This is a genomic window from Xanthomonas sp. NCPPB 2586, assembly GCF_041475775.2.
Lineage (GTDB): Bacteria > Pseudomonadota > Gammaproteobacteria > Xanthomonadales > Xanthomonadaceae > Xanthomonas > Xanthomonas campestris.
This window is the reverse complement of record NZ_CM192981.1, coordinates 352,912-365,471: the sequence shown is the minus strand read 5'-3', so window position 1 is coordinate 365,471 and position 12,560 is coordinate 352,912. Positions and strand designations below refer to the sequence as shown.

The window sequence follows — 12,560 nt, the reverse complement described above, 5'->3', positions numbered from 1 at the left end:
CAGATAGCGCGGCGCTTACTCCCCGCGCGGTGGATGTGGCGCAAAGCGCCCATACGGGCGCGAGTCGTCCGCACTGCGGCGTAGTACCTGCGCCGCCAGCAAGGCCAGGGCGAGCAAGCTGCCGCAGAACGCCACCAGCGCACCCCAACCGCCGTGCTGCCAGAACCAGCCGCTGACCGCGCCGACCAGGCTGGCACCGCTGTAGTAGGCCAGCAGATAGAGCGACGCGGCATGGCTGCGCGCCGCACCGCCCAGCCGGCCCACCCAGGCGCTGGCCGACGAATGCGCAATGAAAAACCCGATCGTCAGCAGCACCACCCCGGCAATCACCACCGGCAAGGCATGCGCCAGCGTCAACGCCACACCGGCCGCGGCGGTGAGCGTGCCGGCCAGCACCACCGGGCCCCGGCCGTAGCGGTCCGAAGCCGCACCGGCCACTGATGAAGACACGATGCCGAAGACGTACGCGCTAAAGATCATGCCGATCTGGCTCTGGCTCAGGCCGTATTCCGCGCCGCCCAGGCGGAACCCGGCGTAGTTGTAGACGCTGACGAACACGCCCATCAACAGGAACGGGATCGAGAACAGCCACAACAACTGGCGGTTACGCAGATGCCCGCCCCAGGCGCGCAGGTGGTAGTGCAGGTTGACGCCGTGCCGGCGCACGAAGTGACGCGAGGGCGGCAGCAGCCACACGAACGCCACCGCGCACAGCAGGTCGAACACGCTCAACACTGCCAGCGCGGTACGCCAGTCGTAGTGGTCGGTGAGCAGGCTCATCACGATGCGCCCGCTCATGCCGCCAAACGCGTTACCGGCCACGTACAGCCCGGTGGCCGCGCCCAGTTTGCTGGCCGGCAGCTCTTCGGCCAGATAGACCATGGCCACCGCCGGCACCCCGCCCAGCGCGATGCCGGACAAGGTGCGCACCGCCACCAGCGCGCCCCAGTGCGGCAGGAAGGCGGCGATCAGGTTGAGCACTGCGGCCAGCGCGATGGAGACAAACATCAGCCCGCGCCGGCCCAGATTCTCCGACACCGCACCGGCACAGAAGATCGCAATCGCCAGCGCACCGGTCGCCAGCGACAACGGCAACGAGGCCGTGGCCGCATCCACACCGAAGGTGCGGGCAAATTCCGGCAGCACCGGCTGCACGCTGTACAGCAGCGAGAAGGTGGCAAAGCCGGCCAGGAACAACGCCAGGCGGATGCGGCCGGTTGCCGGCGTGTCTGCGGGCAGGGCGGCGGCGGACAGGGCGCCGGGGCGGCAATCGGAGGAAGACACAGGAGCGCAACCGAGACGTGGGACGGCCAGAATGTCCCCCGGCCCACCCCCTGTCCAATATATGATTGTCGCAGCGTCCATATGCGAAACAGATACCTTGGAACTTCGCCACCTGCGCTATTTCCTGGCCGTTGCCGAAGAAGGCAACTTCACCCGCGCCGCCGCACGCGTGGGCATCGGGCAGCCGCCGTTGAGCCAGCAGATCCAGGCACTGGAACGCGACCTGGGCACGCCGTTGTTCCGTCGCACCCATGCCGGCGCCGAGCTCACCGCGGCCGGCGAGGCGTTCCTGGGCGAGGTGCGCCGGGTGTTGGTCGATGTGGAACGGGCTGCCGAAACCGCACGCCGCGTGGCGCGTGGCGAATCCGGCCGGCTGCGGCTGGGCTTCACCGCCTCGGCCGCGTTCAACCCGGTGGTGCCACGGCTGATCCGCGATTTCCGCCGGCAGTGGCCACAGGTGGAGCTCCTGCTGGAAGAAACCAACACCGCCGGTTTGCTGGTGGCCCTGGCCGAAGGAAAGCTGGATGCGGCGTTCGTGCGTTACGGCCTGAGCACGCCGCCGGACCTGCAGCTGCTGCGCTTTGCCGACGAACCGATGAAGATTGCCGTGCCCGCCGCGCACCGGCTTGCCGCGTTGGACAGTGCACCGTTGGCGGCGCTGGCCGGCGAGCCGTTCATCCTGTTTCCGCGCAGCTTCGGCTCCAGCCTGTACGACGAGATCCTGGTCGCCTGCCGCGCCTCCGGCGTGACCTTGCGCATCACCCAGGAAGCGCCGCAGATGTCGTCGATCGTCAACCTGGTGGCCGCCGAATTGGGCGTCTCGGTGGTACCCGCCTCCACGGCGCAGCTGCAGCTGCCCGGCGTGCGCTATCTGGACATCGAAGGCCAGATGCCGCTGGCCCGCCTCGCATTGGCGGTCTCGCCCGGAGCGTTGGAGAGCGCGCCGCTGGTGCGGCATTTGTGGACGTTGGCGGAGTTGATTTGAGGGTAGGTGAGTGGCGGCAGATGGCTGCGATGTCGTTGGCCAGGTAGGAGTGCGCTTGCGCGCGATGTGGCATTCCCGGTAACGCGTTCGCGCACGAGTGCGCTCCTACAAGGGCCGTGCCTATGTGCACTCCACGCGTGCGGGCTGCACACGCAGCAGCTGCGCTGTGCACAGCCAACGCAGGAGCGCGCTTGCGCGCGATGTGGCTTTACCGGTAACGCGTTCGCGCACGAGTGCGCTCCTACAAGGGCATGTGCCTATGTGCGCTCCACGCGTGCGGGCTGTACATGAAGCAGCTGCGCCGTGCACAGCCACGTAGGAGCGCGCTTGCGCGCGATGTGGCATTCCCGGTAACGCGTTCGCGCACGAGTGCGCTCCTACAAGGGCATGTGCCTATGTGCGCTCCACGCGTGTGTGGCTGTACACGCAGCAACTGCGACGTGCACACCCACGTAGGAGCGCGCTTGCGCGCGATGTGGCTTTACCGGTAATGCGTTCGCGCACGAGTGCGCTCCTACAGGGGCACGTGCCTATGTGCATTCCATGCGTGCGGAGAGATTGCGGACAAACCGCTTGACCTCAACCATGCTTGAGGTCGTTGAATGGGCGCACCTTCTGACTGGTGTGCTTGCCATGCGTCTGCGTCATCTGTTGTTGCCGTGTCTGGACCCCGATCTCACCCTGCGCTTCTATCGTGATGTGCTGCAGCTACCGCTCGCCGGCAACAGCGTGCGCATTGGCTGGAGCACGTTGGAATGCGTGCAGGCGCAGCAGCCGGTAGGTAGCGTGCATCTGGCCTTCAATGTGGCACCTGCGCGCTTCGATGCGGCAGCTGCCTGGATCGGCGCACGTGCTGCGCTGCTCACCGATCCACTTGGCCAGGAGCGCTTCCAGCTCGATGGCGCGTGGCAATCGCAGTCGGTGTATTTCGCCGGCCCCGATGGCGCCGTGCTCGAACTGATCGCCCGCAACGCGCTGCAGGACGCACCCACCGGCGAGGATGCGTTTCACGGTAGCGAACTGCTGTGCCTGAGCGAGATCGGGCTGCCCAGCAATAATGTCGCTGCGGTGACCAGCAGCGTGGGCCATCACTTCGGCGTGCAGCCGTTTGCACCGACGCTGGAAGGGTTTGCCGCGCTCGGCGACGACCACGGGCTGTTGATCGTGGTGGACCAGGCGCGGCGCTGGTTTCCGCAACAACGTCAACTGCCGTGGGCCAGCGGCCTGCGCGTCAGCGTGGACGCGCCGCAGCCAGGCCTGCGGCTGCGCGATGCGCAAGGCTGGGAATTGCTGGCGGCGTAAACACCGCCGCCGCACTCACTCGGCGGTGGCAGTCACCGGCAGCCGGAAGAATGCGCGCGCGGCGGCCGTGCTGTTGGCAGCGGTCACCGCGACATCTTCGCCGCGGTCGCGCGCCAGCTCTTCGACAATGTGCGAGAGAAACATCGGTTCGTTGCGGCGGTCCTTGGGCAGCGGCTTGAGCGTGCGTGGCAGCAAGTAGGGCGCATCGGTTTCGATCATCAACCGGTTGGCCGGGATGTTGCGCACCAGCTCGCGCAGATGCGCGCCGCGGCGCTCGTCGCACAACCAGCCGGTGATGCCGATGTAGTAATCGCGGTCCAGGTAATCGAACAGTTCTTCGCGCGTGCCGGTGAAGCAGTGCACCACCGCCGCGCCCAGGCGGCCGTCGAACGCGCGCATGATCGAGAGGAAATCGTCATGCGCATCGCGCTGGTGCAGGAACAGCGGTTTGCCATTATCGGCGGCCAGCTGCAGCTGCCGTTCGAAGGCCTTGTGCTGGGCCGGGCGCGGCGCGAAATCGCGGTAATAATCCAGCCCGCATTCGCCCACCGCCACCACCTGCGGCTGCGCCTGCAGCGCGCGCATTTCCCGCTCGCATTCGGCGGTGAATTCCACTGCATGGTGCGGATGCACGCCGGCGGTGGCGTAGAGAAATCCGGGGTGCTGCTGCGCCAGCTGCAGGGCCAGCGGCGAATGCTCGCGGCTGGCACCGGTGATCACCAGCTGCGCCACACCGGCATCACGCGCGCGTTGCAACACGGCGTCGCGATCGCGATCGAAGGAGTCATGGGTGAGGTTGGCGCCGATATCGATCAACTGCATGGTGCGGGTGTCGTGTGGGGGAAGCCTGGCAAGTTTAACTAACGGAAGTTGTATGCGCTTGGCTTCCCTTCTCCCATGGGAGAAGGTGGCGCGCAGCGCCGGATGGCGCCTCCTGCATCTGTCAGTGCCTGCAGTGACAAACGCGTCGCCACGCGCCTTCAGAAGTGCTGCACCGACTGCCGCGCCGCCGTACCCTCACCCCGACCCCCGCTGCGCGCCCCGGCCCGCGTTTGCGACGCGGGCGCTCCAAGGCACGCGCGCCAGTGGCGCGCAAACTGTGCCCTCTCGCCCCGAGGGAGAGGGGCTTTGCTCCGTTCTTCCAGGAGGGAGAGGGGTTCAACCAACCGCCGGTACCGCCATCGCGTCGATCTTCGCCGCCAGCGCCTGGATCGCCAGCTGTGCCGAACGTGAGAGCTGGCGCTGCGGGGCCACGCACAGGGCCAGGGTCATCGGCTTGGTCAGGTGCTGGCGGAACGGCACAAAGGCCAGGCGGCCGTCGGCCACGTCGGGCGCGGCGTCCAGCCACGACATCAGGCCCACGCCGGCGCCAGCCCGTACCAGCCCACGCAGCGTGCGTACGTCGTTGCAGTGGGTGAGCCGCTTCACGTCGATATGCTGGCGCTGGTACAGCACCTTGGCGTGCTCGCCGACGATCAGCGGGGCAGCCGGCAGCAGCAGGCGGTGCTCCAGCGTTTCGCTCAGCTGCAGCTCGCTGCGGCTGCTCAGCGGGTGGCCCACCGGCATCGCAATGCCGAGCGGGATGTCGGCGAATGCCCGCACCTCCAGGTCCACGCTGCTCACCGGGTCCAGCAGCAGGCCGATATCCACATCCGCCGAGGTCACCATCTCCATCACCCGCTGGTTGCGCGCGGTGGACAGGTTGAAGGTGATGCCGGGGTATTCCTGCACCAGCGCCGCCACTGCGGCCGGCACCACGCCCTCGCTGAGGGCGTCGATCATGGCGATCTCCACGTGCCCGCGGCGCAGCCCCTTGAGCTCGTCGAAGCGCTCCAGCGTGCGCGCATAGGCCTTCTCCCACTGGCGCACATCCACCAGCAGCAGCTCGCCGGCGGCAGTGAGACGCAGGCGGCCGGGCAGGCGTTCGAACAGCTGCGCGCCCAGCTCTTCTTCGGCCTTGAGGATCTGCCGGTCGATCGCCGAGGCGGACACGTGCAGCACGTCGGACGCCTTGCGGATGCTGCCGCAGCGGGCCACTTCGATGAAGTAGCGGGTGAAGCGGGAGAAGGTCAGCATGGGGCGGGGCTCGATTGGCCGTTGCATTTTTTGCAATGGCTTGGCGGAAAAACGATGTTTGATCACACACCCCCGGCTTCCTAGAGTCAATCCGGCACCGCTCCCGCCTCACGCCAGAGACCGCCCCATGGATGTCGCCGTCCCCGCCCTGCCACTGTACTGCACCTTTGAGCCCGCCGACTGGCAGCGCCTGGCCCAGCACTGGCACGCGGTGGCGCTGAGCAGCGAAGTGAGCGAGGCGCCGTTCAAGGCCATGCTGCTGGACGAGCCGTTGGTGCTGTACCGGCTGGGCGCCGAGCTGGTGGCCGCGCGCGATGTCTGCCCGCACCGCGGCGTGCCGCTGAGCATGGGCAGCGCCGATGGCGCCGGGGTGGTGTGCGCCTATCACGGGCTGCGCTTTGGCAGCGGCGGGCGCTGCAACCACATCCCGGCCAGCCCGAATCAGAACATCCCGGCCAAGATGCGGTTGCACACCTATGCGGTGGCCGAGCGCTACGGGCTGATCTGGGTGTGCCTGGCCAAACCGGCCGGGGTGAGCGCGGCCGAGGTGCAGATTCCGCCGATGCCGGGTTGGGACGAAGACGGCTTCCAGCAGATCGTGTGCCCGGGCTTCGACATCGCCGGCAGCGCCGCGCGGCAGCTGGAAGGCTTTATCGACGTGGCGCATTTCGCCTTCGTGCACACCGCCACCTTCGCCCAGCCGGACAAGCGCGAAGTGCCGGCCTACACCACCACCGAAACGCCGACCGGTTTCAACGCCGATTACCTCAGCAGCGTGGCCAACTATTCGGTGGATATGCCGCTGCCCGACGTGGACCCCGGCTTCCAGTGGCTGCGCCATTTCGAAGTGCACCTGCCGTTCACCGCCACGCTCACCATCCACTTCCCGGTGCAGGGCAAGCGGCTGGTGATCATGAACGCGGCCAGCCCGGTGTCCAAGCACAAGACCCGGCTGCTGGTGCCGATTGCGCGCAATTTCGACACCCATCTGCCGATGGAGGACGTGCATGCCTTCAACCTGCGCGTGTTCGAGGAAGACCGCGCCATGGTGGAAGCGCAGCGCCCCGAATACCTGCCGCTGGACCCGCTGCTGGAAGTGCACATCCCCGCCGATCGCAGTTCGATCGCCTATCGCCGTGGCCTGCGCAGCCAGGGCTATAGCGACTTTTTCCTGCGTTGACCGGCGAGGATGACGGCATGAGCCTGCATGAGGTGCGTGTGGCGGAAGTCGTCGACCAGGGGCATCGCCAGCGGGCGATCCGGTTGGAGCCGATCGGCGCGGAGTTGCCGGCGTTCGAAGCCGGCGCGCATGTGGACCTGCACCTGCCCGACGGCTTGATCCGCCAGTACTCCATCGCCAGCGCGCCGCATGCGCGCGACCATTACCTGTTGTGCGTGAAGCTGGCCGATGCCTCGCGCGGCGGCTCGCGGCATCTGTGCGAACAACTCGCGGCCGGCGACCGGCTGCAGATCTCCACGCCGCGCAACCTGTTCCCGTTACACGCGGGCGAACGCCACGTGCTGCTGGCCGCCGGCATCGGCATTACTCCGCTGCTGTCGATGGCCGAGGCGCTGGAGGCGCGCGGCGAGGCCTTCGTGCTGCACTACTACGCGCGCCGGCAGGCGGATGTGGCCTTCGGGCAGCGCCTGCAGCAGGGCTTCCAGCACGGCCAGGTGCAGGTGCATCTGAGCGATGACGGCGAGAGCCCACGTGTGCACATCCCCACCGAACTGCGCCAGGCACATACGCGCGACCAGCTGTATCTGTGCGGGCCGGCCGCGTTCATGGATCACTTCAGCGCGCTGGCCCTGGCTCAGGGCTGGGCGCCGGCGCAGCTGCATCGCGAACACTTCGCCGCGGTCGCGCCGGCCGTGCCACACGCCGCCGACGACGCCTTCGAAGTGGAGCTGGCCGCCAGCGGGCGCGTGGTGCAGGTGGCGGCCGAGTGCAGTATCGCCAATGCGCTGATGGCCGCAGGCGTGGAGGTGCCGCTGTCGTGCGAGCAAGGCATGTGCGGGGCCTGCCTGACCGGCGTGCTCGATGGCGTGCCCGATCACCGCGACAGCGTGCTCAGCGACAGCGAACACGCGCAAAACACGCAGATCACCCTGTGCTGTTCGCGCAGCCGCACGCCACGGCTGGTGCTGGACCTTTGAGCAACGCGACAGGGCCGACACGTGATGCGACCAACGCGACAACGATCAAGCGCAGGCGCGTTGGCGATGCTCAAACACGCTGTGATCCATGTCCCCGCTAGCGACTCTTGCCACCACTGGTACCGCTGCGTCACGCTCGCCGCCATTCATCGAAAGCACGAGTCAGCTGTTGCGATTGCCGGGTGCCGTGTGCGATGCAGACATCAGCACGCTCGGCTTGCCGCCCAGGCACACGCGTGGCGCAACGGCGCGCTGCAACCTTCTCATCAGGCGTTGCCAACCAACGCCATCCACAGGCCACTGCGCATTTCGGGCAACACGTCCACGGCATGCCACCGCGCACAGTGCAAGATACGCAGCCCGCGCTTACGCGCCGGTGCCTGTGTTCGATGAGACGTTGCCGATGACACTGTTCTGCTGTGCCGCCGCCTGCCAGCCGCTGGGGCGCGCCTGATGCGCTGGCCCGACTTTGCGCTTGCCGCCAACGGCAGCAACGTGCGCACCGAGCTGCTGGCCGGCGCCACCACCTTTCTCACGATGGCCTACATCGTGTTCGTCAACCCGGACATCCTGGCCACTACCGGCATGGATCACGGCGCGGTGTTCGTGGCCACCTGCCTGGCTGCGGCATTCGGCTCGGCGGTGATGGGCCTGCTGGCCAATTACCCGATCGGCATGGCGCCGGGCATGGGCTTGAACGCCTTCTTCGCCTTCAGCGTGGTGGGCACCCTGGGCTACAGCTGGCAACAGACGCTGGGCCTGGTGTTCGTGTCCGGCTGCGTGTTCCTGCTGCTCACCCTCACCGGCGCGCGCCGGTGGCTGGTCGACGGCATCCCCACCACGTTACGCAGCGCAATCGCCGCCGGTATCGGCCTGTTCCTGGCGGTGATCGGCCTGCAGAAAGCCGGGCTGGTGGTGGCCCACCCGCAGACCTTGATCACCCTGGGCGACCTGCACCGGCCCGAGCCCTTGCTGGCATTGGCCGGGCTGCTATTGATCGGCGTGCTGGAGCTGCGGCGCGTGCGCGGGGCGATGCTGCTCGGCATCCTGGCGGTCACCGCTGCGGCGCTCGCACTCGGGCTGGTGCAGTACCAGGGCGTGATCGCGCTGCCGCCGAGTCTGGCACCCACCTTGCTGCAACTGGATATTGCCGGTGCCCTGCAGGGCCACGCTGGCGAAGGTGCATTGACCGCGGTACTGCACGTGGTGCTGGTGTTCGTGCTGGTGGAGATGTTCGATGCCACCGGCACCTTGATGGGGGTGGCGCAGCGCGCCGGCTTGCTGCGCACCACAGACCAGCGCCGCCAGTTCGACCGCGCCCTGCTCGCCGACAGCAGCGCCATCCTGGCCGGCTCGCTGCTTGGCACCTCCAGCACCACGGCTTATGTGGAAAGCGCCGCCGGCGTGCTGGTGGGTGGGCGCACCGGGCTGACCGCGCTGGTGGTGGCCGCGCTGTTCCTGCTGGCCCTGCTGTTCTCGCCGCTGGCGGCCATGGTGCCGGCCTACGCCACCGCACCGGCGTTGCTGTATCTGGCGGCAGTGATGCTGCGCGAATGCGCGCATCTGCAGTGGAACGATGTCGGCGAAGCGTTGCCGGCCGCCATGTGCATGCTGGCGATGCCGTTCACCTATTCGATCGCCAATGGGTTGGCGTTGGGCTTCATCACCTACGCGGTGCTCCGGCTGGGCAGCGGGCGTTGGCGTGAGGTGCATCCGGCCACCTGGGCCATCGCCGGCCTGTTCGTGCTGCGCTATGCACTGGAGTGACGCGCCTGCACCGCGCTGCCTGCAGGCGCGCAGCGCGCTGGCCGTGCAACGCACTGCAAGGCAAGCTATTCCTCCGCTGGGCGCACGTGCGCGCCGGTACACCCTTTTGCGAGTTTTCTGGATGCCCATGCTGCGTCGTTGTCTGATCCTCACCGTGTGCGCGCTGCTGCCCGCGCTTGCACAGGCGCGCCAAACGCCTGCGCCCGCACAATCGCGCGAGCAGCAGGTTGCGCAGTTGTTTCGCGATGCGGCCGGCCAATCGGCGCAACTGCGCAGTTGGTTGCAGGCCATGCCCAAGGGCGGCGACCTGCATAACCATCTCTCCGGCTCGGTGTATGCCGAGGACCACCTGCAGTGGGCCAGCGAAGACGGCGCCTGCGTGCAGCTGGACGACCTGAGCCTGCGCGCACCGCCGTGCGTGGCCGGCCAGGTGCCCGCACGCGGGCTGGCCACGCGCGATGCCGCGCTGTATGGCCGGGTGGTGGATGCCTTGTCGATGCGCAACCACCTGGCCAGCCCATCCCAACCCAGCGGGCACGGGCAGTTCTTCAGCACCTTCGGCAAGTTCGATGCGGTGGTGCGCGCACGCGTGGCCGACACCGTGGCCGCCGTGCTGGAGCAGGCCGCGCGCGACAGCGTGCCGTACGTGGAAATCATCGCCAACCCGCCGCAGATGGACGACGCCGCGCAGCGCATGCAGGCGCTGCCCTGGCATGGCACCGACGATGCCGCCAACCTGCGCGAACTGCAGGACGCGCTGCCGCCGCTGGTGCAGGCCGCGCAGCGCAGTCTTGCCGATCTCGACGCGCAGGTGCGCCGCGTCCTGCAGTGTGACCAGGCGCAGCCACGCGCGGCCTGCCAGGTGCAGTACCGCTATGTGCCGTATGTGTTGCGTGTGCTGCCTGCGCCGCGGGTGTTCGGGCAGATGGCGCTCGCCCATGCGCTCGTGGCCGCCGGCGGCAGCCGCGCGGTGGCGGTGAACATCGTCGCGCCCGAGGACAACCCAATGGCAGTGGCCGATTACGCACGCCACATGGCGATGTTCCGGTTCTTTGCACGGCGCTATCCCGGCGTGCCGCTGTCCTTGCATGCCGGCGAGCTGACCCTGGGCCTGGTGCCGCCCGCGCAGCTGCGCTCGCATATCCGCCAGGCGGTGGATGCGGGTGCGCGGCGCATCGGTCATGGCGTGGATCTGCCTTACGAAGACGACGCGCAAGAGCTGCTGCAGCGCATGCGCCGCGACCAGGTGGCGGTGGAGATCAACCTCACCAGTAACGATGTGATCCTGGGCGTTACCGGGGCCGCGCATCCGTTGGCGATGTATCTGCACGCCGGTGTGCCGGTGGTGCTCTCCACCGATGATGCCGGCGTGTCGCGCGCGGACATGACCCATGAATATCAACGTGCAGTGCAGGAACAGGGCATCGACTACCCCACACTCAAGCGCCTCGCCCGCAATGGCCTGACGTACAGCTTCCTGCCGGGCGCGAGCCTGTGGAGCGCCGATGGTAAAGCTGCGCAGGCCTGCGCCACTGCATTACAGCGCGAAACCGATGATGCTGGGTGCCAAGCATTTCGCCAGAGCAGCGAGAAGGCACGGCTGCAATGGCAGCTTGAAACCGATCTAGCGCAGTACGAGCGCATGCTGATGGAGCAGCGCAAAGTGCAGACAACACCAGCTGACGCATAACCCATAGGAGCGCGCTTGCGCGCGAAGAGGCTTCACCGATAACGCCTCATCGCGCGCAAGCGCGCTCCTACAACGCGACTTCCGCTGCATCGCCGCTGCAATACATTTTCCATCCATGACCACAGCGCAATGACCCACTCGCACGCCGCCCCATCCAAACGCCGCGTCATCCTCGAAGACGACATCGACGGCTTCACGCCGGCGCAGTTGTTGCTGCTGCAGTCGCCGGAGGTCGAGGTGCTCGGCATCAGCGCGGTCAGCGGCAACATCTGGCGCGATGAGGTGATCGCACACAGCTGCCGCCTGCTGGAACTGGCCGGGCAGCCGCACATTCCGGTGCATCCCGGCCCGGTGCACCCGCTGCTCAACAGCGAGCTGGCCACCGAACGGTGGGAAGCGCTGTACGGCAAGCTGGTGTGGAAAGGTGCATGGACCAAACACTGGGTGGATGGCGACACCGTGCAGAGTGCGCCGCGTTATCACGCGCACGACGTGGTGCCCGACCTGCCACTGGGCAACCCCAGCGTGGTGCGCGCATCCGACGAACCGGCGGCGCTGTTCATGCTGCGCATGGTGCGCCAATACCCCGGCGAGGTGAGCATCATTGCCACTGGCCCATTGACCAACCTGGCCCTCGCGCAGGCCCTGGACCCGGCCTTCGCCACGCTGGCGCGCGAACTGGTCTACATGGGCGGCAGCCTCAACCCACGCCAGCAGCGCGACAGCGTGAGCGCGCGCCAATTCGCGCGCGAGTTCGTCAACTCGCCACGCCGCGAATTCAACATCCGCTGGGACCCGGAAGCCGCCAGCATCGTCATGCGTGCACCGTGGCGGAAGATCACCATGGTGCCGGTGGATCCCTCCACCGCCACCGAACTCACCCCGGAACTATTGGCGCGCATGAGCGCGGCCGATACCCCCATCGGCCACGCATTGCGTCGCCGCGAAACCGGCTTTCCGATGTGGGACGAGCTGGCCACTGCGGTGTGGCTGCGCCCCGAGTTGGCGACGCACACCGAAACGCTCTACATCGACACCAACACCGCGTTCGACGCAGGCTACGGCGACATTTTGTCGTGGGCGCCGGGCTACCAGCCGGGCCTGGGCGAACAGGCGCAGACGGTGGTGCATGCGGTGAATGTGCAGGCGTTTGAGCAGCTATTGGTCGATCACCTCACTGCACCGCAATCACCAGCAGTGGGTTTACCGCTCCCCCTTCTCCCATCGGGAGAAGTTGCCCGAAGGGCGGATGAGGGTACGTCACCCGATAAAGACGCCACGCCAGTTGAGTAGGTGGCA

At 67.5% G+C, this 12,560-nt stretch carries 10 protein-coding genes; 7 read left to right on the top strand and 3 right to left on the bottom strand.

Annotated features, from left to right (window positions below):
- Nucleotides 1–15: 15 nt before the first annotated feature.
- A complete protein-coding gene (locus tag ACCQ09_RS01580; protein WP_016944215.1) occupies nucleotides 16–1,284 on the bottom strand; it encodes an MFS transporter in 1,269 nt (422 codons plus the stop codon).
- 97 nt (nucleotides 1,285–1,381) lie between these two features.
- Between ACCQ09_RS01580 and ACCQ09_RS01575 the strand changes: the two genes are divergently transcribed.
- Both ACCQ09_RS01575 and ACCQ09_RS01570 read left to right on the top strand, forming a co-directional pair.
- Nucleotides 1,382–2,269 carry a LysR family transcriptional regulator gene (locus tag ACCQ09_RS01575; RefSeq protein ID WP_040940408.1) on the top strand — a complete coding sequence of 296 codons (888 nt, stop codon included), beginning with the start codon at nucleotides 1,382–1,384 and terminating at the stop codon, nucleotides 2,267–2,269.
- 633 nt (nucleotides 2,270–2,902) lie between these two features.
- Complete coding sequence (locus tag ACCQ09_RS01570) at nucleotides 2,903–3,571, top strand: hypothetical protein (protein ID WP_040940407.1); 669 nt, start codon at nucleotides 2,903–2,905, stop codon at nucleotides 3,569–3,571.
- A 15-nt stretch (nucleotides 3,572–3,586) separates the two neighbouring features.
- Here the strand turns inward: ACCQ09_RS01570 and ACCQ09_RS01565 are convergent, their stop codons facing one another.
- Together ACCQ09_RS01565 and ACCQ09_RS01560 are read right to left on the bottom strand one after the other, a co-directional pair.
- Complete coding sequence (locus ACCQ09_RS01565) at nucleotides 3,587–4,393, bottom strand: TatD family hydrolase (RefSeq protein WP_040940406.1); 807 nt, start codon at nucleotides 4,391–4,393, stop codon at nucleotides 3,587–3,589.
- A gap of 336 nt (nucleotides 4,394–4,729) precedes the next feature.
- Nucleotides 4,730–5,647, bottom strand: a complete 918-nt coding sequence (locus ACCQ09_RS01560; RefSeq protein ID WP_011035553.1) for a LysR family transcriptional regulator — start codon at nucleotides 5,645–5,647, stop codon at nucleotides 4,730–4,732.
- Between the two features lie 127 nt (nucleotides 5,648–5,774).
- Between ACCQ09_RS01560 and ACCQ09_RS01555 the strand changes: the two genes are divergently transcribed.
- The 5 genes from ACCQ09_RS01555 to ACCQ09_RS01535 all read left to right on the top strand — a co-directional run bounded on the left by ACCQ09_RS01555 (nucleotide 5,775) and on the right by ACCQ09_RS01535 (nucleotide 12,554).
- Complete coding sequence (locus ACCQ09_RS01555) at nucleotides 5,775–6,827, top strand: Rieske 2Fe-2S domain-containing protein (RefSeq protein WP_228428178.1); 1,053 nt, start codon at nucleotides 5,775–5,777, stop codon at nucleotides 6,825–6,827.
- 17 nt (nucleotides 6,828–6,844) lie between these two features.
- Complete coding sequence (locus ACCQ09_RS01550) at nucleotides 6,845–7,804, top strand: PDR/VanB family oxidoreductase (protein WP_228428180.1); 960 nt, start codon at nucleotides 6,845–6,847, stop codon at nucleotides 7,802–7,804.
- A 453-nt stretch (nucleotides 7,805–8,257) separates the two neighbouring features.
- Complete coding sequence (locus tag ACCQ09_RS01545; protein WP_228428182.1) at nucleotides 8,258–9,571, top strand: NCS2 family permease; 1,314 nt, start codon at nucleotides 8,258–8,260, stop codon at nucleotides 9,569–9,571.
- A 121-nt stretch (nucleotides 9,572–9,692) separates the two neighbouring features.
- Nucleotides 9,693–11,261 carry an adenosine deaminase family protein gene (locus ACCQ09_RS01540; RefSeq protein WP_228428183.1) on the top strand — a complete coding sequence of 523 codons (1,569 nt, stop codon included), beginning with the start codon at nucleotides 9,693–9,695 and terminating at the stop codon, nucleotides 11,259–11,261.
- Between the two features lie 129 nt (nucleotides 11,262–11,390).
- Nucleotides 11,391–12,554 (top strand): nucleoside hydrolase, encoded by a 1,164-nt coding sequence (locus ACCQ09_RS01535; RefSeq protein ID WP_228428184.1) that lies wholly within the window; start codon nucleotides 11,391–11,393, stop codon nucleotides 12,552–12,554.
- Nucleotides 12,555–12,560: the final 6 nt, after the last annotated feature.